Annotated in this window: 15 protein-coding genes and 1 pseudogene; 10 read left to right on the top strand and 6 right to left on the bottom strand. The window is 75.6% G+C overall.

What is annotated here, in order from left to right:
* The first annotated feature begins 150 nt into the window (after nucleotides 1–150).
* The 4 genes and pseudogenes from AC2TDM_RS04745 to AC2TDM_RS04730 all read left to right on the top strand — a co-directional run bounded on the left by AC2TDM_RS04745 (nucleotide 151) and on the right by AC2TDM_RS04730 (nucleotide 4,738).
* On the top strand, nucleotides 151–1,638 hold the full coding sequence (locus AC2TDM_RS04745) for a PspC domain-containing protein (protein ID WP_484635953.1): 1,488 nt from the start codon (nucleotides 151–153) through the stop codon (nucleotides 1,636–1,638).
* Nucleotide 1,639: 1 nt separating this feature from the next.
* Entirely contained in the window at nucleotides 1,640–2,056 is a 417-nt protein-coding gene (locus AC2TDM_RS04740) for a hypothetical protein (protein WP_484635952.1), read from the top strand.
* Nucleotides 2,057–2,280: 224 nt separating this feature from the next.
* Nucleotides 2,281–3,843, top strand: coding sequence for a diguanylate cyclase domain-containing protein (locus AC2TDM_RS04735; protein ID WP_484635951.1), 1,563 nt, complete (start codon nucleotides 2,281–2,283; stop codon nucleotides 3,841–3,843).
* Nucleotides 3,738–4,738 (top strand): annotated as a pseudogene (locus tag AC2TDM_RS04730) (putative bifunctional diguanylate cyclase/phosphodiesterase). Before AC2TDM_RS04735 ends, AC2TDM_RS04730 begins: the two are co-directional and overlap by 106 nt.
* Here the strand turns inward: AC2TDM_RS04730 and AC2TDM_RS04725 are convergent.
* Nucleotides 4,627–5,298 carry a DUF4232 domain-containing protein gene (locus tag AC2TDM_RS04725; RefSeq protein WP_484635950.1) on the bottom strand — a complete coding sequence of 224 codons (672 nt, stop codon included), beginning with the start codon at nucleotides 5,296–5,298 and terminating at the stop codon, nucleotides 4,627–4,629. The pseudogene AC2TDM_RS04730 and the gene AC2TDM_RS04725 overlap by 112 nt on opposite strands.
* A gap of 59 nt (nucleotides 5,299–5,357) precedes the next feature.
* Entirely contained in the window at nucleotides 5,358–6,548 is a 1,191-nt protein-coding gene (locus AC2TDM_RS04720; protein WP_484635949.1) for a glycosyltransferase family 4 protein, read from the bottom strand.
* A 112-nt stretch (nucleotides 6,549–6,660) separates the two neighbouring features.
* Between AC2TDM_RS04720 and AC2TDM_RS04715 the strand changes: the two genes are divergently transcribed.
* Nucleotides 6,661–7,209, top strand: a complete 549-nt coding sequence (locus AC2TDM_RS04715) for a type 1 glutamine amidotransferase domain-containing protein (protein WP_484635948.1) — start codon at nucleotides 6,661–6,663, stop codon at nucleotides 7,207–7,209.
* Nucleotides 7,210–7,213: 4 nt separating this feature from the next.
* Here AC2TDM_RS04715 and guaA read toward each other — a convergent pair whose 3' ends face one another.
* Nucleotides 7,214–8,830 (bottom strand): glutamine-hydrolyzing GMP synthase, encoded by a 1,617-nt coding sequence (gene guaA, locus AC2TDM_RS04710; RefSeq protein ID WP_484636386.1) that lies wholly within the window; start codon nucleotides 8,828–8,830, stop codon nucleotides 7,214–7,216.
* Nucleotides 8,831–8,904: 74 nt separating this feature from the next.
* On the bottom strand, nucleotides 8,905–9,384 hold the full coding sequence (locus AC2TDM_RS04705; protein WP_484635947.1) for a DUF3817 domain-containing protein: 480 nt from the start codon (nucleotides 9,382–9,384) through the stop codon (nucleotides 8,905–8,907).
* Nucleotides 9,385–9,574: 190 nt separating this feature from the next.
* Here AC2TDM_RS04705 and AC2TDM_RS04700 point away from each other — a divergent pair, with 190 nt between their 5' ends.
* Both AC2TDM_RS04700 and AC2TDM_RS04695 read left to right on the top strand, forming a co-directional pair.
* The gene (locus AC2TDM_RS04700) at nucleotides 9,575–11,461 is read left to right on the top strand and encodes an ABC transporter ATP-binding protein (RefSeq protein ID WP_484635946.1); all 1,887 of its coding nucleotides are present in this window, start codon (nucleotides 9,575–9,577) and stop codon (nucleotides 11,459–11,461) included.
* Complete coding sequence (locus AC2TDM_RS04695) at nucleotides 11,458–13,191, top strand: ABC transporter ATP-binding protein (RefSeq protein WP_484635945.1); 1,734 nt, start codon at nucleotides 11,458–11,460, stop codon at nucleotides 13,189–13,191. The genes AC2TDM_RS04700 and AC2TDM_RS04695 overlap by 4 nt, the downstream gene beginning before the upstream one ends.
* Nucleotides 13,192–13,332: 141 nt before the next feature.
* Here the strand turns inward: AC2TDM_RS04695 and AC2TDM_RS04690 are convergent, their stop codons facing one another.
* A complete protein-coding gene (locus AC2TDM_RS04690) occupies nucleotides 13,333–14,151 on the bottom strand; it encodes an SURF1 family protein (protein WP_090034020.1) in 819 nt (272 codons plus the stop codon).
* Nucleotides 14,152–14,525: 374 nt separating this feature from the next.
* On the opposite strand from AC2TDM_RS04690, the gene AC2TDM_RS04685 reads away from it, so the two are divergent.
* The 3 genes from AC2TDM_RS04685 to AC2TDM_RS04675 all read left to right on the top strand — a co-directional run bounded on the left by AC2TDM_RS04685 (nucleotide 14,526) and on the right by AC2TDM_RS04675 (nucleotide 20,452).
* Nucleotides 14,526–17,015, top strand: coding sequence for a phosphoketolase family protein (locus tag AC2TDM_RS04685; RefSeq protein WP_090034018.1), 2,490 nt, complete (start codon nucleotides 14,526–14,528; stop codon nucleotides 17,013–17,015).
* 67 nt (nucleotides 17,016–17,082) lie between these two features.
* On the top strand, nucleotides 17,083–19,209 hold the full coding sequence (gene pta / locus AC2TDM_RS04680; RefSeq protein ID WP_090034016.1) for a phosphate acetyltransferase: 2,127 nt from the start codon (nucleotides 17,083–17,085) through the stop codon (nucleotides 19,207–19,209).
* A 52-nt stretch (nucleotides 19,210–19,261) separates the two neighbouring features.
* Nucleotides 19,262–20,452, top strand: a complete 1,191-nt coding sequence (locus AC2TDM_RS04675; RefSeq protein ID WP_090034014.1) for an acetate kinase — start codon at nucleotides 19,262–19,264, stop codon at nucleotides 20,450–20,452.
* 59 nt (nucleotides 20,453–20,511) lie between these two features.
* On the opposite strand, the gene AC2TDM_RS04670 is transcribed toward AC2TDM_RS04675, so the two are convergent.
* A complete protein-coding gene (locus AC2TDM_RS04670) occupies nucleotides 20,512–21,003 on the bottom strand; it encodes a GNAT family N-acetyltransferase (RefSeq protein ID WP_203708965.1) in 492 nt (163 codons plus the stop codon).
* Between the last annotated feature and the right edge of the window lie 149 nt (nucleotides 21,004–21,152).

The following is a 21,152-nucleotide window of genomic DNA, read 5'->3' as shown; positions in this document are numbered from 1 at the left end:
CAGGGTCGCGCGCTGGTCGGGTCGGGGTGGGGCCGGGGTCCGGGCACGGGACGTCCAGGGAGCACTCAGGGGCAGGGCGCCCGATGACCAGGGACGGGTCCGGGTGGGCCCCGATGCCCCGGCCGGTGCCGCGCGAGCAGGATCGTGGCCATGGACACGCAGACCTCCACCGGGGAGCAGCGCAGCGACGCACCCCGGCCCGCCCGCGAGGGCGGCTTCTTCGCGGCCCTGCGCCGCTCCGGCGTCACCCGTGCCGACGACCGCTGGGTCGGCGGCGTCGCGGCCGGCACCGCCGACCGCTTCGGCATCGACCCGCTCCTCGTGCGCGGCCTGCTGGCCGTCAGCGTGCTGCTCGGCGGGCTCGGCCTCGTCGCCTACGCGGTGGCGTGGCTGCTGCTGCCCGAGCGCTCCGACGGGCGCATCCACCTCGAGGAGCTGCTCGCGGGGCGGTTCGACGTCGCCGTGGTCGGCGCGGGGGCCCTGCTGCTGTCGGGCCTCGTCCGGGGGGACGCGTGGTGGATGGGCAACGGCGACGCCCACGTCCTGCGGGCGATCGGCTGGGTGGCGTTCGTCGGGCTCGTCGTGTGGGTGGTCGTGACGGTGCTGCGCCGGCCGGGCGGCACCTCCCGGCCGGGCGGGGTGCCCGGCGGGCCGCCGCCCGCCGCGTGGGCTGCGGCCCCCGGTCCGTACGGGCCCTTCCCACCGGCGCCGGGCGCCGCGGGTGCCGGCTCAGGCCCGACGGGGACGGCGGTGCTCGTCGTGCCGCCGGCGCCCACCGCTACGGCGACCGGCACGACGACCGGTCCCACCCCGCCCGCACCCCAGGGGCACGACGACCCCGTGACGGGTGCGGGTGCTGAGCCCGGCGCCGCGTCGCCGGGTGGCGGTTGGTCGGGCGCCGGGTGGTCGGGTGCCGGGTGGTCGGGGACGGGTGGGCCGGGCCAGGGGTGGACGCCACCCCCGGCGCGGGCGCCCCGACCCCCGCGGCCGCCGCGCCGTGGTCCGGCGGCCGGCGTCGTGGGCGTGGTCGTCGCCCTGTCGATCATCGGCCTGGCGGTGCTGCTGCTCGTCGAGCGGTCCGGGCGGCTGGCCTGGCCGGTCGGGCTGACGGCGGCGGGTGGGGCGCTCGTGCTCGTCGGTGCGGGGATCGTCGTCACCGGCCTGCAGGGGCGCAGCTCCGGGTGGCTCGGGTTCCTCGGGATCGTGACCGGCCTGGTGGCGGTGCCCGCGGCGATCGGCTGGTCGTCGGGCCCGTGGGACGGGCCCGACCGGCGGGTGGCGGACCAGCAGATCGCGTGGACCGAGCGGTCGCAGGCGCGGGCCGGGCTCGAGGCCGGGCTGGGCGACGTGCGGCTCGACCTCACGCAGGTCCCGCTCACGAGCGGAACGCTCGTCGTCCCGGTGGACGTGGGCGCCGGGGACGTCGAGATCGTCGTGCCGGAGGGGGCGGACGTCAGCGCCGACCTCGAGAACGGCCTCGGCACCATCCGGTGGGACGTGGCCGGGGTGGTCGAGGAGCGCAACGGCGCCGGCACCACGCTGAGCGCCAGCACGCCGGGTGTCGCCGACGGCGACGACGCTCAGCTGCACCTCGTCGTCCAGCTCGGGCTGGGCGACCTGACGGTCGAGGAGGAGTGAGATGAGCAGCACGAGCAGCACGAGCAGCACGGCGGGCGGCGGCACGGACGACGCACCCTGGGACGTCGCGGCCGGCCCCTCCACGGGCACGAGCACGACGGGCACGAGCACGACGGGCACGAGCGCGACGGGCACGAGCACGACCGGCGGCGCGACCGCCTCCGGTCCGGCGGTCCCGCGCGGCCCACGCGTCGGGACGGTGGTGTGGGGGCTGGTCGTGGCGGCCGTGGGGATCGGCGTCCTGGTCCTGGCCGGCGGCGCGCAGGTCGACGGTGGCCTGGCGGTCATCGTCCTGCTGGCCGCGGCCGGTGCGGCCCTCCTCGTCGCCTCCGTGCTCGCCGGGGTGCGCGGGGCGCGCGCCGAGCGGCAGCGGGAGGACGTCGACGTGAGCGCGGCACCCCCGCCGCCGACCGCCTGACCGGCGCCGCCCGGAGCACGACCTGCCGGCCCCGTCCCGCACCGCGGGACGGGGCCGGTGGTGTCCTCGCCAGACGCGGCCGTGGCGGCGCGGGTCGGCGGACGGGGGACGCGGTGCGAGCAGTGCTCACACCGCGTCCCGCCCGGCCGAAGGAGGAGGGGTCCGGTCCAGCAGCGGTCGGACGCGTCGACGGCCCCTCCGGCCGCGTCCCGGGAGGTGCCCGCATGCCGGCCGGCAGACCTGCGCGGAGGCGTCGCCCGGGGGCGGCGCCCGCGGCGGCGGTCGCGGTGGTGGTCCTGTACGCGGTCGGCCTCGCGGTGGACGGCGGGCTCGCCACGCCGCTCGTCGACCGGTGGCTCGGGGCTGCGGCGGTCTGGGCCCCCACGGTCCTGGCCTGGGTGTCCGCCGTGCGGCTGCGCGGGCGGCGCCGGGTCGCGGCCGTGCTGGCGTCGGTGGGGATGACGTCGTTCGCGGCCGGCAACCAGTACTACCTCGTGGCGTGGACGGCCGGCGCCCTGCCGTTCCCGTCCCCGGCCGACCTGGGCTACGCCGGCCTGTACCCGCCGCTGCTGGCGGCCCTCGTCCTCGCCGCCCGCCGGCCGGGTCCCGCGCGCGGCGGCGCCGCCCGGCTCGACGTGCTCGTCGGCGCCCTGGGCGCGGCGGCGGTCACGACCGCCGCGCTGGGGCCCGTCGTCGACGGGCTGCACGGGCTGGCGCCGCTGACGGCGCCGGCGCTGCTGTCCTGCCCGCTCGGCGACGTCCTGCTCATCGGGGCGGTCGCGGGCGTGGCCACCCTGCGGCGCCGCGAGGACGGGGCCGGCTGGGTGCCGCCCGTCGCCGGGCTCGTCGTCTTCGTGGTCGCCGACGTCGTCTACGCGCAGCAGGTGGCCGCGGGCACCTACGCCGTCGGCTCGCTGCTGGACCTGGGCTGGCCGGTCGGCCTGCTGCTGGTGAGCCTCTGGCTGCACCGGCGCGCCACGGGGGCGCAGGCGCGGGTCGAGGCCACGGCCCGGGCGACGACCGCCGTCGGGCGCGGCCCCGAGCACCGCGACGGCGGCGACGACCGCGCGCTCACCGTCCCGCTCCTCGCGGTCCTCGCGGCCGCGGCGGTGCCCGCGGTGGCCACCGTGCGCGACGACGTGCCCGGACCGGCCGTCGTCGTCGCCGTGGCGGCGCTGCTGGCCGCCCAGGTGCGGACCCACCGCGCGGTCGTCGGGCTGCGCCACACCGCTGCCGAGCGCCGGCGCGAGGCCGTCACGGACGCGCTCACCGGGCTGCCGAACCGGCGCGGGCTGGAGCACCTGCACGCCGCGCTGGACCGCCCCGCCGTGCTCCTGGTGCTGGACGTCGAGGGCTTCACGCACGTGAACGCCGCGCTGGGGCACGAGGCCGGGGACGGCCTGCTCGTCGCCCTCGCGCGTCGGCTGGAGGGCTGCCTGTCCCCCGGCGAGACCTGGTCCGCCTCGGCGGCGACGAGTTCGCGGTCCTCGTCGGGTGCGGCGCCACCACCGACCTCGTCCTGCGGGCCGACGCCGGGCCGGCCGCACGGGTCCGCGACGCGCTCGTCGAGCCCTTCGAGCACCAGGGCGTCGCGGTGCACCTGCGGGTGCGCACCGGCGCCGCCGCGTCCGCGGACGTCGGCCCGACCCTGGCGGAGCTGCTGCGGGCGGCCGACGGGGCGGTGCACCGGGCGAGGTCGGCCCCCGACCGCTGGCACGTGCACGTCCCCGCGGACGACGGCGGACGCGGCCGGCTGGTGGCCCTCGACGAGCTGCGCACCGCGCTGACGGACGACGGCATCGTCCTGCACTACCAGCCGAAGGCCGACCTGCGCAGCGGCGCGGTGGAAGGGGTCGAGGCGCTCGTCCGCTCGCAGCACCCGTCGCGCGGGCTGCTGCCGCCCGCGGACTTCCTGCCGCTCGCCGAGGAGGCCGGGCTGCTGGGCGAGCTGACCGCCGTCGTCCTCGACGCGGCGGTCCGGCAGGCGGCGTCCTGGCGGGCCGGGGCCACCTCGTCCGCGTGGCGGTCAACCTGCCGGCCTCGTCCGTGCTCGACGCGGACCTGGCGGTCCGGGTTCGGCGGAGGCTCGCGGCGCACGGCCTGCCGCCCGCCGCGCTGCTGCTGGAGATCACCGAGGACGTGCTCATGCTCCACCGCGAGCGCGCCGCCGCCGTGCTGGCGGAGCTGCGGGCGGACGGCGTGCAGGTGGCGATCGACGACTTCGGCACGGGGTACAGCTCGCTGTCCTACCTGGCGGACCTGCCGCTCGACGAGCTCAAGCTGGACCGCTCCTTCGTGCGCGGCATGGCGACCGACGCGCGCTGCCGCGCGATCGTCACCGCGACGGTGGGCCTCGCGCACGCGCTGGGGCTGCGCGTGGTCGCGGAGGGCGTCGAGACCGCCGACGACCTGGCGGACCTCGCCCGGCTCGGCTGCGACCAGGTCCAGGGGTACGTCCTGTCGCCACCCGTGCCGCCCGACGAGGTGCCGGCGCTGCTGGGTCGCGGCCTGCCGGGTCTGCCCGTGGTGCCGGGAGCGCCCGGTCCCCGCGCAGGTGTCGCCCTCCCGTCTCAGCGCGCGGGACGCAGCGCCTGGACCTCCAGGAGCGTGACGTCGCCGGCGGCGCAGCCGGTGAGGCCCTCGGCCTCCACGAACAGCGACGCCGTGTCCCCCGGCGGGTAGACGCGCAGGCCGTCGGCGGGCTGCGGGTCGCACGCCGCGGCGTCGTAGTCGTCGGCCCGGGCGATCCGCAGGGCCGCGAGCGCGGTGCCGCCGGGCGCGAGCGTCACCGTCGGGTGCTCCGAGGTGCGGTCGAGGACGGCCGGGGCACCGATCTGCGTCCCGTCGCCGCCGCCGACGAGGGACACCCCCGGCCAGCCCTGCAGGGTGCACGGGACCGTGCCCGTGTTGGTGAGGACGACGTCGGGGGTCACCGAGCCGGCGGCGCCTCCCCCGCCCGCACCCAGCGACCCCGTCAGGACGGCCGAGGTGCACCGGTCGCCCGCGGCCGGTTCGCCGCCCGTGTCGCCGGTCGGGGTCGGCAGCGGGGTCGGCAGCGGGGTCGGCGGCGGGGTCGTCGCCGAGGGGGCGGCCGACGGGCTCGACGCCGGAGGCGCAGGGGTGGAGGTCGCAGCGCCGGTGCCGGCGCCGGTGGCCCCCGCCGTCGGGCTCGCGACATCGTCACCGCCGGTGCATCCGGCGAGCAGGAGCAGGCCCGCGACCGCCGCCGCCGTGGCCGTCACGCGCGGTGCTCCCGTCCGCGCCCGTGCGTCCGCCCTCGTCCCGGACCTCGTGCCTGCGTTCACGGTCGCTCCCCCTCCGGTCCGCGTGCCCGGCGGCGCGCACGGTCGTACTCGCCGTCCACCGCGGCGAGGACGCGGTCCCACCCGAAGTCCGGCGCGACCGCGCGGTTGTGCCGCCGGAGGCGCTCACGCAGCTCGTGGTCGCCGGCCAGCCGGACGACCGCGGCGGCCATGGCGTCGTCGTCGGCGACGAGGAGGCCGTCCACGCCGTCCCGGACGAACTCGGCCGGACCCGTGCCCGCCCGGGCGACGACGACGAGGCCCGCCGCGCGCGCCTCCAGCACCGCGATGCCGAACGCCTCGAGCTCGGCGGGCGCCACGTAGACGTCCGCGTCGCGGTAGACGGCCCGCACCTCGGCGCGGGTGAGCCGCCCGCGCAGCCGCACCCAGCCCTGCGCGCCCGCCGCCGCGACCGCCGCCTCGACCCGCGGTCGCGCCGGGCCGTCGCCGACGACGTCGAGCCGCAGCGCGCCGGGGGGCAGGGCCGCGGCGGCCGACGCCACGAGCCGGACCAGCGGCACCGCACGCTTGCGGGGAGCCAGCCGCATCGTCGTCACGAGGCGCAGGGGCCGTGCGTCCCGGTCCGCGGCGGGTCCGGCGCCCCCGGCGGGTACGCCCGGCGCGTCGGGCTCGTCGCCCCGACGGGGCACCCACGCCGCGAGGTCGATGCCGTTGGGCGCGACCGCCACCGGCACGTCCACCAGCTCGCGCACGCGCCCGGCCGCCACCGAGCTCACCGCGGAGAGGGCCGCCCGCTCGCCCGCCCGGCGGACCGTCCCGCGCGCGAGCCGCAGGAGCGGTACGACGCCGTCGAGCATGCAGTGCCACGTCACGGCGGTGGGCAGCCCCAGGTCCAGCGCGACCCGGACCCCGTCCCAGGCGAACGGCGAGACGACGCCCGCGTGCACGTGCACGACGTCGGGCCGCACCCGGTCCAGCGCCGCGCGCAGCAGCCTCGCCTGCACCGGGTTGACGGGCAGGTCGAAGGGCAGGCGCGCCCCGAGGCGGTGGACGTGCACGCCGCGCTCGACGTCCACGACGCCGCCGCGCTCCCCGCCCTCGCCGAGGGTGGCCGTGAGCACGTGCACCTCGTCGCCCCGCCCGGCCTGGAGCGCCGACAGGTCCCCCACCTGCGACTCGATCCCGCCCACGCGCGGGGAGAAGCAGTCCGAGACGTGGACGATCCGCACCGGCCCAGGCTAGTGCGCCCGGCCGGTGGCACCCGGTGGGGCGGTGCCAGGATGCGGACGCCGACGGCACGACGCAGGCTCGTGGGGTCCCGAGACGAAGGAGAGGGCACCCATGAGCGCTCTGACCGGGAAGACCATCGTCTTCCTCACCAGCACCCGCGGCATCGAGGAGTCGGAGCTGACGGCACCCTGGAAGGCCGTGCAGGACGCGGGCGGCACGGCCGTGCTCGTCGCCCCCGAGGCGGGCGAGGTCTCGACCGTCAACGACGACCTCGAGCCCGGCGGCAGCTACCCCGTCGACCGGGTCCTGTCGGACGTGCAGGCGGGCGACGTCGACGCGCTCGTCATCCCCGGCGGGACGGTGAACGCCGACACGCTGCGGCTGGAGGCCGACGCGGTGGCGCTGGTCAAGGCCGTGGCCGAGGCGGGCAAACCCGTGGCGGCGATCTGCCACGGGCCGTGGACGCTCGTCGAGGCGGGCCTCGTCGAGGGCAAGACGCTCACGTCCTACCCGAGCCTGGCCACGGACATCCGCAACGCGGGCGGCACGTGGCAGGACGGCGAGGCCGTCGTCGACACCGCGCGCTTCCCGCTGCTGACGTCGCGCAACCCCGACGACCTGCCGGCGTTCACGGCGAAGCTCGTCGAGCTGTTCGCCTAGGAGGTCACTCCCACTCGATGGTGCCCGGGGGCTTGCTCGTGACGTCCAGGACGACACGGTTGACCTCGGGCACCTCGTTGGTGATGCGGGTCGAGATCGTCGCCAGCACCTCGTAGGGCACGCGCGTCCAGTCGGCGGTCATGGCGTCCTCGGACGAGACCGGGCGCAGCACGACGGGGTGGCCGTACGTCCGGCCGTCGCCCTGGACGCCGACGCTGCGCACGTCCGCGAGGAGCACCACCGGGCACTGCCAGACCTCGCGGTCCAGACCCGCCCGGGTCAGCTCCTCGCGGGCGATCGCATCCGCCGCGCGCAGGATCTCCAGCCGGTCGTGCGTCACCTCGCCGATGATGCGGATGCCCAGCCCGGGGCCGGGGAACGGCTGACGCCAGACGATCGCGTTGGGCACGCCGAGCTCGACGCCCACCGCGCGGACCTCGTCCTTGAACAGGGTCCGGAGCGGCTCGACGAGCTCGAACTGCAGGTCGTCCGGCAGGCCGCCGACGTTGTGGTGGCTCTTGATGTTCGCCGCGCCCTCGCCGCCGCCGGACTCGACGACGTCGGGGTAGAGCGTGCCCTGGACGAGGAACCGCACCTCGCCGCCGTCCTCGCCCGCCTCGGCGACGACCTCGCGCGCCGCGTCCTCGAAGACGCGGATGAACTCGCGACCGATGATCTTGCGCTTCGTCTCCGGGTCGGTGACGCCCGCCAGCGCAGACAGGAACCGCTCCTGCGCGTCGACGACCTTGAGCTGCACGCCCGTGGCGGCGACGAAGTCCTGCTCGACCTGCTCCGCCTCGCCCGCGCGCAGCAGCCCGTGGTCGACGAAGACGCACGTGAGCTGGTCCCCCACGGCGCGCTGCACCAGCGCGGCGGCCACCGAGGAGTCGACGCCGCCCGACAGCCCGCAGATGACCCGCGCGTCGCCGACCTGGGCGCGGATGCGCTCGACCTGCTCGGCGACGACGTTGCCGGCGGTCCAGTCCGGCGCGAGGCCCGCACCGCGGTAGAGGAAGTTCTCGAGCGTGGCCTGGCCCAGCGGGGAGTGCCGGACCTCGGGGTGCCACTGGACGCCGTAGAGGTGGCGCTCGCGGTCCTCGAACGCGGCCACGGGCGAGCCGGCGCTGGTCGCGAGCACGTCGAAGCCCTCCGGGGCGGCGTGCACCGCGTCGCCGTGGCTCATCCACACCGTCTGCTGCTCGGGGCTGCCCTCGAGGACGGTGCCGGCCGCCGTGACCTCGACGCCCGTGCCGCCGTACTCCCGCCGACCGGTCTGCGCCACGGTCCCGCCGAGCGCCTTCGCCATCGCCTGGAACCCGTAGCAGATGCCCAGCACGGGGACGCCCGCGGTGAACAGGTCCGGGTCGACGAAGGGGGCGCCCGCCTCGTACACCGACGAGGGGCCGCCGGACAGGATGATCGCCGCGGGGTCCTTGGCCAGCACGTCCGCGACGGAGGCCGTGTGCGGGACGATCTCGGAGTAGACGTTCGCCTCGCGCACGCGGCGGGCGATGAGCTGCGCGTACTGGGCGCCGAAGTCGACGACGAGCACGGGGCGGTGGTCGGTCGGACCGGGCGCGGGGGCCGTCGTCGCGTCGACGGTGGGGGTCGTCGCGGACAGGCCCTCGGCGGGCGCCGGGTCGGGCGCCTCGTCGGGGACGCCGTCGGGGAGGCCCGGGTCCTGAACGGTCTGCGTCACGCGCCCAGGGTAGTGCGGCGGCCGTCGCCGCCGGTGGCGCGGTCCGTCGCCGGGTCCAGCGTCCCGCCGACGGGCGCGGGGTCCGTGGCGGCGTCGCGCACGGCGGCCAGTCGGGCCTCGCCCTCGGCGTGCACCCGGCGCTCGACGACGAAGGACAGCACCGGCACGACGCCGGCCAGGACGAGCGTGATGAGCCGCGACCAGCGCCAGCGCATGACCGACCACAGGTCGAGGACGGTCGCGAGGTAGACGACGTAGATCCAGCCGTGCACGAACGGCACCAGCGTGAAGACGCCCAGCCTCTCCTCGCTCATCCCGACGCCGTAGCGCAGCAGCATCTCCACGCACAGCAGCAGCAGCATGACGCCCGTGATCCACGCCATGACGCGGTAGCGCTTCAGGGCGCCCTCGGCGCGGGACGCGAAGCGGGCGGCGCGGGTGGTGACGGGCGCGCTCGGGCGGGACGGGATGCTCACGCAGGGCCTCCGGGAGGTGGGCGACGGCGACCATCATCCCCCGACCCGGCGACGGGTCCGTCGCCGTCGGTCGCCGTCCACAGGTGCGACGGGCGCCGCGAGGGCGGGCTCGTCGACCGGCCGTCGACGAACGGGACGTCGCGCCACAAATCGTTTCGACCGTGTCGGTACCGGGACGTACCGTCGTGGGGTGCGCTCCCTCCCCCTGCCGGACCCCGGTACCCCTCCGCTGCGCGGGCCCGCCACGTACCTGTGGTGGCTCGCCGGTCGGCAGTGGGGCATCCTCACCGTCTCGGTGCTGCTCGGCATCGTCGGCTTCGCGTGCCAGGCGGTGCTCCCGCTGCTCACGGGCCGGGCCATCGACCAGGGCCTGACGCAGGGGTTCGGGCCGGAGCTGTGGTCGTCGACCGCGCTGCTCGCGGGGCTCGGGGTCGTGTCGGCGGCCGCCAACGCGGTGGGCCACCGCTACGACGTGGCGAACTGGCTGCGGGCTGCTTTCACGTCCTCCCAGCTCGTCGGGCGGACTGCGGCGCGCTCGGGGCACGCCATCACCGCCGAGCTGCCCACGGGTGAGGTCGTCTCGGCCGTGGCCAACGACGCGATGCGCGTGGGTGAGGTGTACGCCACCGCGGCGCGGTTCCTCGGCAGCGTGGTCGCCTACGCCGTGGCGGCGGTCTTCGTGCTGCGGGTGTCGGTGCCGCTGGGGCTCGTCGTCGTGCTGGGGCTGCCGACCGTGGCGCTCGTGCTGGGCCTGCTCGTGCGTCCGCTGCAGCGCCGGCAGGCGTCCCAGCGCGAGGCGTCGGGCCGCCTGACGACGCTCGGGGCGGACACCGTGTCCGGGCTGCGGATCCTGCGCGGGATCGGCGGCGAGGGCGTCTTCACGGGCCGGTACCGCGCGCAGTCGCAGGAGGTGCGGCGTCGGGGCGAGCACGTGGCGGTGACGCAGTCGTGGCTCGACGCGCTGCAGGTGCTGCTGCCGGGCGCCTTCGTCGTCGTCCTGCTCTGGCTGGGCGCGCACATGGCGCTCGACGGCACGCTGACCCCCGGCGAGCTGGTGTCCGTGTACGGCCTGGCGTCGTTCCTGTCCTGGCCCGTGCAGAACGCGACGCAGATGATCGCCGCGACGACGCGCGCGCACGTCGGCGCGGGCAAGGTGATCGCGGTGCTGCGGGTCGTGCCCGCCACCGGGTCCCGTCCCGGCACCGCCGAGATGCCCCCGCCGCACGTGCCGCTGGTCGACGAGGCGTCGGGCCTCGTCCTCGAGCCCGGTCGGGTCGTCGCGCTCGTCGCGGCCGACCCGGACGTGTCCGCCGCGATCGCGACGCGGCTCGGCCGGTTCGACGACGCGGCGGAGGCCGCCACCCCGGTCCGCCTCGGCGGCGTGCTCGTCTCCGAGCTGGAGAAGGCGCCGCTGCGCGAGCGGGTGGTCGTGGCCGAGGCCTCGCCGCACCTGTTCTCGGGCCCGTTGTCCGGGGAGCTCGACGCGCGCGGCGACGCCGGGACCGAGGCGCTCATGGACGCCGTCCGCGCGGCGGACGCGCACGACGTGCTGGACTCGGTGCCCGACGGGCTCGCCGGGATCCTCCCCGAGAAGGGCCGGTCGCTGTCGGGCGGGCAGCGCCAGCGGGTCGCGCTGGCCCGGGCGCTGCTCACCGCGCCGGAGATCCTGGTCCTCGTCGAGCCGACGAGCGCCGTGGACGCCCACACGGAGGCGCGGATCGCCTCGCGGCTCGCCGACGTGCGGCGCGGCCTGACGACCCTCGTCGTCACCGCCAGCCCGCTCGTGCTGGACCACGTCGACGCCGTCGCGTTCGTGGAGGGCGGCCGTGTCGTCGCGGTCGGGACGCACGCGGATCTGCTCGACGGCACCGTGGGCGACGCCCGGACGCGGGCGGCGTACCGGCGCGTCGTCGGGCGGCGCATGGACGAGGAGGAGGACGACGTCGTGGGCGGGGGCGGGGACGCCTCCGACGGCCGCGCCGACGACCGTGCCGACGACCGTGCCGACGACCGTGCCGACGACCCTGCCGACCACCTCACCCGCTCGCTCGCCTCCGGGACGGGAGCCCGCTCGTGAACCTGCCCATCGCCGACGCCGCCGCTGTGCGGTCGTACGCGGCGGAGCTGGCGCGCCGGCACCGCACCCCGCTCGTCGCGATCGCCGTGCTGCACACGCTCGCCGCCGTCGCCGGGCTCGCCGGGCCCTACCTGCTCGGCCGGCTCGTCGACGCGGTGGTCGCGGGGACCATCGCCGCGCGCATCGACCTGCTCATCGGGGTCGGGGTCGTCGCCGTGCTGGTGCAGACCGTGCTCATCCGCACGGCGCAGCGCCGGTCGATGGTCTTCGGCGAGGAGGTCTTCGCCGAGCTACGCGAGGAGTTCGTCGGGACGATCACGCAGCTGCCGCTGTCGACGGTCGAGCGCGCGGGCACCGGTGACCTCGTGGCGCGGACGACGAACGACGTCAACAAGCTGCAGCACGCGGTCCGCTTCGGGGTGCCACGCGTCATCGTCGCGGTCGTCACGATCGTGCTCACGCTCGGTGCCTGCTTCCTCGTCGCGCCGCTCGTCGCCGCCGCGATGCTCGTCGGGGTCCCGCTGCTCGTCGTCGTCGCGCGCTGGTACCTGCGCCGCGCGACGCCGGCCTACCTGCGGGAGTCGGCGGCGTACGCGGTGCTCGACGGGACGATCACGGAGACCGTGGAGGGCGCGCGCACCGTCGACGCGCTGTCCCTCGGCCGTCGCCGCGAGCAGCGCATGGACGAGGACCTGCGGGAGGCGTTCGCGGCCGAGCGCCGGACCCTCTTCCTGCGCACCGTGCTGTTCCCCGGGGTGGACGTCGCGTTCGTCCTGGCGCCGGCGGCGGTGCTGCTGTGGGGCGGGTGGCTGGCGTCGGAGGGGCGGGTCACGCTCGGCGCCGTCACGACCGTCGTGCTCTACACCTTCCAGGTGATCGGCCCGGTCTGGGAGCTCATCTTCTGGCTCGACGAGATCCAGGTCGCCGCGGTCTCGCTCGCGCGGATCGTCGGCGTGCGGCTGGTGGAGACGGACCGGGTCGCGGGTGAGGGCCGGCCGGTCGACGAGCACGTCGTCGCCACGGGCGTCCGGTACGCGTACCGCGAGGGGCACGACGTCCTGCACGGCATCGACCTCGACCTGCGGGTCGGCGAGCGGCTGGCGGTCGTCGGGCCGTCGGGCGCGGGCAAGTCGACGCTCGGCCGCATGCTGGCGGGCATCCACCCGCCCACCGGCGGCCGTGTCACGGTCGGCGGCGTCCCGCTGGTGGACCTGCCGCTCGACGAGCTGCGTGGCCACGTCGCGCTCGTGACGCAGGAGCACCACGTGTTCGTCGGGGCCCTGGCGGACAACCTGCGCCTGGCGCGCGAGCACGCGAGCGACGCAGAGCTCGAGAGCGCCCTGCGCGCGGTCGACGCCTGGGACTGGGTGGCGGCGCTGCCGGAGGGCCTGGCCACCGAGGTCGGCTCGGGCGGCCACGTCCTGACGCCGGCACAGGCGCAGCAGGTGGCCCTGGCACGCCTCGTGCTGCTCGACCCGCACACGCTCGTGCTCGACGAGGCGACGTCGCTGCTGGACCCACGCGCGGCTCGGCACCTCGAGCGCTCGCTGTCCGCGGTGCTCGAGGGGCGCACGGTCGTCGCCATCGCCCACCGGTTGCACACCGCGCACGACGCCGACCGCGTCGCCGTGGTGGACGCCGGCCGGATCAGCGAGATCGGCGCGCACGAGGAGCTCGTCGCCGCCGGCGGGGAATACGCGGCGCTCTGGCGGTCCTGGCAGCACACCTGACTCAGCACACCTGACTCCTGGCCCGGTGCGCGATCGAGACGAGGGGGGCCCTGCCCGCGTGCTCAGGTCCCTGCGGATCCGTCGCCGGCCGCGACGCCGGCTCCGTCCGTCAGCGGTCGACGTGCTGATCGCGGGCAGCGGTCACGCGTCGTCGAGGACCGGGTCGGTGCCGGGGCCGCGGCCGCGTGCGTCGTCGCGGACCAGGCGTACCCAGAGCGCGACCGCGAAGCCGCCGAAGACCCACCACTGGACGGCGTACGCGAGGTTGCGGACGTTGAGGCCCGTGCCGAAGCGCGTCGGCGGGTCGAGCTGCTCGAGGCCGCCGGACTGCCCGGGCACGCTGTCGACGAGGACCCCGTACCCCGAGTAGAGCGGGCCGGTCCAGATGTTCAGCAGCTCGGGCGAGCTGATGGCCTCCGTGCGGCCGTCCGCGGTGGTGCCGGTAGCCGCCTCCGAGCCCTGCAGGTAGGCGGACAGCGTGACCGTGCCGGCCGGCGGGGCGGGCGGAGGCTCGTCGTCGACGGCGTCCGCGGGCAGCCAGCCGCGGACGACGGGGAGCACCGCGCCCGTGCCGGCGCCCTCGGCGACCCGGAACGGCGTGAGGACGAGGACCCCCGTGACGCCGTCGTGGGCGCGGCCCGTGACGACGAGCTGGCCGGGCTCGTAGGTGCCGACGACCTCGACCTTGCGGGCCACCATCTCGCCGGTCACGGTCTCGCCAGGGCGTAGGACGTCGTCGAGGGGCTCGGGGTCGGCCTCGAGGATCGCCCCCACGCGCTCGCGCTCCTGGGCCGCCCCGCGGACCTGGGCGCGGTCGAGCTGCCAGGCACCGAGGAGCCCGCAGACCGCCGCGGCGGCGAGCAGCAGCAGGAGCAGGAGCACCGAACGGGGCCGCACGGCGGCCCGCCAGAACGGGACGGGGACCGGCGCGGCGGCGGGGGTCTCCGGCGCGTCGAGCACGCGGTCACGGTACCCCGCCCCGCCGCGCGGACCGGTGCCCGCACCGGGACGCCCTCAGCCACGCGCCGGCGTCATGGTGGACGCCACGACGACGGCATGGCGACGTCCCACCGACGTCCCACCGACGTCCCTCCGACGTCCCGACGACCCAGGGGCAGACGGCGGGCGACGCGGTGACCAGGTCGTCGCCCTCCCCGCGCCCGACGCTGGGCAGGGTCCCCCGGACCGGGGTTGGATGGGACCGACGGCCAGCCCACCGCCCGTACCTCGACGTGGGTCGGACGTCCCAGGTCGCGTCCCGAGCACGGGGGACGCTGTCACCCGGCACGCACCCGCAGGGCCGGCAGCGCCGGCACGACGACACGAGGAGCGCAATGAGCACCACCGTGGAGAGGACCACCACCACGTGGGCGACCGGAAGCGGCGCCGCACCCGACGAGGCCACGCTGCGCCGGATCGACGCGTGGTGGCGGGCCGCGAACTACCTGTCGGTTGGGCAGATCTACCTGCTCGACAACCCGCTGCTGCGCGAGCCGCTGACGCGGGACCACGTCAAGCCGCGCCTGCTCGGCCACTGGGGCACCACCCCGGGCCTGACGTTCCTGTACGCGCACCTCAACCGCGCGATCATCGAGCGGCAGCAGTCGACGATCTACATCACCGGTCCCGGCCACGGCGGCCCCGGCCTGGTCGCGGCCGCCTACCTCGACGGCACGTACTCCGAGGTCTACTCGGACGTCACGCCGGACGCAGAGGGCCTGCGCCGGCTGGTCAAGCAGTTCTCCTTCCCGGGCGGCATCCCCAGCCACGTCGCGCCGGAGACCCCGGGCTCGATCCACGAGGGCGGCGAGCTCGGCTACGCCCTGTCCCACGCGTACGGCGCGGCGTTCGACAACCCGGACCTGCTGGTCGCGGCGGTCGTCGGCGACGGCGAGGCCGAGACGGGCCCCCTGGCCACCTCCTGGCACTCGAACAAGTTCGTCAACGCGGCCAAGGACGGCGTCGTGCTGCCGATCCTGCACCTCAACGGGTACAAGATCGCCAACCCCACGGTCCTCGCGCGCATCAGCGACGAGGAGCTGAACGCCCTCATGGAGGGCTACGGCCACAAGCCGCACGTCTTCGTCGCCGGCTTCGACGACGAAGACCACGTGAGCATCCACCGCCGCTTCGCGGTGCTGCTCGACGAGGTGCTCGACGAGATCGCCGCCATCAAGCAGGCCGCCGCGGAGGGCGACGAGCGCCGGCCGCAGTGGCCCATGATCGTCTTCCGCACGCCCAAGGGGTGGACGGGCCCGGACTACATCGACGGCAAGAAGACGACGGGCTCGTGGCGCGCGCACCAGGTGCCGCTGGCCAACGCCCGGGACACCCCCGAGCACCTCGAGGTCCTCAACGCCTGGCTGAAGAGCTACCGGGCGGAGGAGCTGTTCGACGCGGACGGCCGGGTCGTGGAGGACGTCGCGGCCCTCGCGCCCGAGGGCGTGCTGCGCATGAGCGACAACCCGCACGCCAACGGCGGGCTGCTGCTCAAGGACCTGCGCCTGCCGGACTTCCGCAAGTACGCCGTGGACGTCCCGAGCCCGGGGGCCACCGTTGCGGAGGCGCCCCGGGTGCTCGGGCAGTGGCTCACCGACGTCATCCGGCTCAACCCGGACAACTTCCGCATCTTCGGGCCAGACGAGACCGCCTCGAACCGCCTCCAGGCCGTCTTCGAGGCCACGGACAAGCAGTGGAACGCGGACTTCTACAGCGACGAGGTCGACGAGCACCTCGCCCGCGCCGGCCGCGTGCTGGAGATGCTGTCGGAGCACCAGTGCCAGGGCTGGCTCGAGGGCTACCTGCTCACCGGGCGCCACGGCATCTTCAACTGCTACGAGGCGTTCATCCACATCATCGACTCCATGTTCAACCAGCACGCGAAGTGGCTGAAGGTCACGCGGGACATCCCGTGGCGCCGGCCGGTCGCGAGCCTGAACTACCTGCTGTCCAGCCACGTGTGGCGCCAGGACCACAACGGCTTCAGCCACCAGGACCCCGGGTTCATCGACCACGTCGTGAACAAGAAGGCCGAGGTCGTGCGGGTCTACCTGCCGATCGACGCCAACACGCTGCTGAGCACCTACGACCACTGCCTGCGCAGCCGCAACTACGTCAACGTCGTCGTCGCCGGCAAGCAGCCGACCGCGAACATCCTGAACATGGACGACGCCATCGCCCACTGCACCCGTGGTCTGGGCATCTGGGACTGGGCGGGGACGGAGCAGCCCGGCAAGGAGCCCGACGTCGTCCTCGCCTGCGCCGGCGACGTGCCCACGCTCGAGGTGCTGGCCGCGGCCGACATCCTCAAGCGCGAGCTGCCGAACCTCATGGTCCGCGTGGTCAACGTGGTCGACCTCATGCGCCTGCAGGACGAGCGGGAGCACCCGCACGGCCTGTCGGACCGGGAGTTCGACAACCTCTTCACCGCCGACCGGCCCGTGGTGTTCGCCTACCACGGCTACCCGTGGCTCATCCACCGCCTCACCTACCGCCGCGCGGGGCACAGCAACATCCACGTGCGCGGGTACAAGGAGGAGGGCACGACGACGACGCCGTTCGACATGGTCATGCTCAACGACCTCGACCGGTACAAGCTCGTCATCGACGTGATCGACCAGGTGCACTGGCTGCGCGCGAGCGAGGCCGGCCTGCGCCAGCGCATGGTCGACGCACGCATCGCCGCCCGGCAGTACACCCGCGAGCACGGGGAGGACATCCCCGAGGTCCGCGACTGGGTGTGGCCGGACTCGCAGGACCTGTCCGACGGCACGCAGCAGAACGCCACCTCCGGCACCCTGTCGACCGGCGGCGACAACGAGTAGCACCCCGTAGCGACCCGCCGGTCCCGCACGGCCGACGACCACCCCCACCCGCCAGGAGAACACCACCGTGGCCCGCAGCATCTACGTCACCTCCCCCGAGGGGAACACGGGCAAGTCGCTCGTGGCCCTGGGCCTCGTCGACCTGCTCAGCCGCAGCGTCGCGCGGGTCGGGGTGTTCCGGCCCGTGGCCCGCTCGGCCGACCGCGACCACGTGCTCGACCTCCTGCTCGACCACGACGGGGTCAACCTGTCCTACGAGCAGTGCGTCGGGGTCACCTACGACGCGATGATCGAGGACCCGGAGGCGGCGCTGGCCCGGATCGTCGCGCGGTACCACGAGGTCGAGCGCGCCTGCGACGCCGTGGTCGTCGTCGGGACGGACTACTCCAACGTCGCCGGGCCGACCGAGCTCGCGTTCAACTCCCGCGTGGCGGCGAACCTCGGCGCACCGGTCGTGCTCGTCGTGTCCGGCGCGGGCCGGACACCGGCGGAGATCCAGCAGATCGCCGAGGTGTCGGCGGGCGCGCTCGCCGAGCACCACGCGCAGGTGGCGTCCGTCGTCACGCTGCGCACGGGGGGCGGGCAGCTCGACGCCGTCCGCGAGGGCGTCTCCGCCGCGCTCGGCGTGCCCGCCTGGGCGGTGCCGACGCACCCGCTCCTCGACGCCCCCACGGTCCGCCAGCTCATGGACGCGGTCGGCGGCCGCGTGCTGGCCGGCGACGAGGAGCTCCTCGACCGCGAGGTGCTCGACGTCCTCGTCGGCGCGATGTCCATCGAGCACCTGCTCGACCGGCTCGTCGACGGGGCCGTCGTCATCACCCCGGGCGACCGGTCCGACGTGCTGCTAGGCCTGCTCATGGCTCACCAGGCCGAGGGCTTCGCCAACCTGGCCGGGATCATTCTCAACGGCGGCTTCGAACCGCCGGCGCCGGTGCAGCGCCTCGTCGAGGGCCTCGGCACGCGCCTTCCCGTGCTGCTGACCGACCGCGGGACGTTCCGTTCCGCGAGCGCGGCGGCGAGCACGCGCGGCTTCCTGTCGAAGGAGTCGCAGCGCAAGGTGGACACCGCGCTCGCGCTCTTCGAGCAGCACGTCGACGGCGGCGCGCTGCTGGCCGCGCTCGAGGTGCCCCGCCCCAGCGTCGTCACGCCGCTCATGTTCGAGTACACGCTGCTGGACCGGGCCCGTTCGGACGTGCAGCACATCGTGCTGCCGGAGGGCAACGACGACCGCGTCCTGCGCGCCGCCTCGACGCTGCTGCAGCGCGGTGTCGCGCGGCTGACGATCCTCGGCGACGAGGCCGCCATCCGCGCCCGGGCCACCGAGCTCGGTCTCGCGCTCGACGACGCCGACGTCATCGACCCGCACACCTCCGAGCTCCTCGAGCGGTTCGCCGAGGAGTACACCCGCCTGCGCGCCCACAAGGGGATGACGGTCGAGCGGGCGCGGGAGATCGTCGCCTCGGTCTCCTACTTCGGGACGATGATGGTCCACCTGGGTCTCGCGGACGGGATGGTCTCCGGCGCCGTCCACACCACCGCGCACACCATCAAGCCGTCCTTCGAGATCATCAAGACCGCTCCCGGCATCCAGAACGTCTCGAGCGTCTTCCTCATGGGCCTCGAGGACCGCGTCCTGGTCTACGGCGACTGCGCCGTCATCCCGGACCCGACGGCGGAGCAGCTCGCGGACATCGCCATCTCCTCGGCGGCGACGGCCGCGCAGTTCGGCGTCGAGCCGCGCATCGCGATGCTGTCGTACTCGACGGGCGCGTCCGGCTCGGGCGCCGACGTGGAGAAGGTCCGCGAGGCCACCGCGCTGGTCCGCGAGCGCCGCCCGGACCTGTCCGTCGAGGGGCCGATCCAGTACGACGCGGCCGTGGACGCCTCGGTCGCCAGGACGAAGCTGCCGGACTCCTCCGTCGCGGGCCGGGCCACCGTCTTCGTGTTCCCGGACCTCAACACCGGCAACAACACGTACAAGGCCGTGCAGCGGTCCGCCGGCGCGGTCGCCATCGGGCCCGTGCTGCAGGGCCTGAACAAGCCGGTCAACGACCTGTCCCGCGGCGCCCTCGTGCAGGACATCGTCAACACGGTCGCCATCACCGCCATCCAGGCGCAGGCGCAGGCCGCGGCCCGCCGCGCGTCCGCCGCCGAGGCCGACCCCGTGGCATCCCCCGCTGCCGCGGGCGCCTGACCGACCTCACGTCCGCCCGCCCCGCCCCCACCCGCGCTCCGGAAGGTCCCCCGTGTCGCTCGTCCTCGTCCTGAACTCCGGCTCGTCGTCGATCAAGTACCAGCTCCTGTCACCCGAGGCCGACGGACCGCAGGCGACGGGGCTCGTCGAGCGCATCGGCCAGGGGTCGGGCCGGATCCGGCACGAGGGCCCCGGTGGCCCGGTGGTGCAGGAGCTCGACATCGCCGACCACGAGGCCGGCATGCGGCTGGTGCTGGACACCTTCGCCGAGCACGGGCCGCAGCTCGACGCGAGCACGCTCACGGCCGTCGGGCACCGGGTGGTCCAGGGCGGCGACCTGTTCACAGGTCCGGTGCGGATCGACGACGACGTCGTCGCGCAGATCGACGAGCTGTCGCCGCTGGCGCCGCTGCACAACCCCGCCAACCTGTCCGGCATCCACGCCGCCCGCACCGCCTTCCCCGACGTCCCGCACGTCGCGGTGTTCGACACCTCGTTCCACCAGACGATGCCGCCGGCCGCGTACACGTACGCCCTCGACCGGCAGGTCGCCGCCGAGCACCGCATCCGCCGCTACGGCGCCCACGGCACGTCGCACCGGTACGTCAGCCGGGCGGTCGCGGAGTTCCTCGGCCGGGACGTCGCGGAGCTCAACACGATCGTCCTGCACCTGGGCAACGGCGCCTCGGCGTCGGCGGTGCGCGGGGGCGAGTGCATCGACACGTCCATGGGCATGACGCCGCTGGCCGGCCTGGTCATGGGCACGCGCACCGGCGACATCGACCCCGCGGTCCTCCTGCACCTGGCGCGGACCGCCGGCTACGACACCCAGGCGCTCGACGACCTGCTCAACCGCCGCTCGGGCATGCTCGGCCTGGCCGGCCACACGGACATGCGCGACGTGCACGCGGCGGTCGAGGCGGGCGACGAGGACGCGCGCACCGCGCTGGACGTCTACCACCACCGCATCCGCGGGTACGTCGGCCAGTACATGGCCCACCTCGGACGGGTCGATGCGATCGTCTTCACCGCGGGCATCGGCGAGAACGACGAGGTCGTCCGTGCGGGTGCCCTCGCCGGCCTCGAGCACTACGGCATCGTGGTCGACCCGGAGCGCAACGCCGGCCGCAAGAAGGCGCCGACGGTCATCTCCCCCGACGGCGCCGCCGTGACGGTCCTCGTCGTGCCGACCAACGAGGAGCTGGAGATCGCCCGCCAGGCCGTGGAGGTCGTCGCCGCCTGAGGCGGCCGGCGCGGGCGACTGACGCCGAGGCGTCGACCACCGCCCGCGCGGCCGGCGGCTCAGAGCTCGAGGAGCATCGTGTCGGCGCCGCCGTTGCGACCGACCGTGACGAACCCGTGCCGCACGTACAGGTGCCGCGCGGCCTCGTTCCCGTCCTCGACGCTCAGGCTCACCGCGCGCCACCCGCGGGCGCGGCCCGCGTCCACGCACGTGGACAGCAGCGCCGTGCCCACACCCCGTCCCCGGGCGTGCGCGGCGACCGCCATGCTGAGTTCGGGCACGTCGTCGGCGACGTACCCGTACCCCGGGGCGGCCGCGGGTAGGGGACGCGCCCAGATGGACCCGAGGGCCGGCGCGTCGGGCGACGAGGGGTCAGACGCCACGAACCCGAGGTCGCCTGGCCGTCTCCAGCCCGCGAGGTACCGGCCGGCGTGCGGGTCGGCGAGCAGCCGGGCCGGGGTGAAACGCTCCTCTCCCGTCCAGTTGTTGGCCTCGAGGAGCATGGCGCGCAGCACAGGGAGGTCGTCGTCCGTCGCCTCTCGCACACGCACCCCGGCAGCCTAGGAGGCGCCGGACATTGCCCGTCGCCGTCGAAGGACCGAGCGCGGCCAGCGCACAGGCGACCAGCAGGGCCAGGGTCGCGTGCGCGCGCACCGACCGGCGGCGTGGGCATGGCGAGACGCAGCGCGCGCAGCCCGCC

The organism is Cellulomonas sp. plas2 (assembly GCF_057221735.1).
This window is presented reverse-complemented; position numbering and strand designations above follow the sequence as displayed.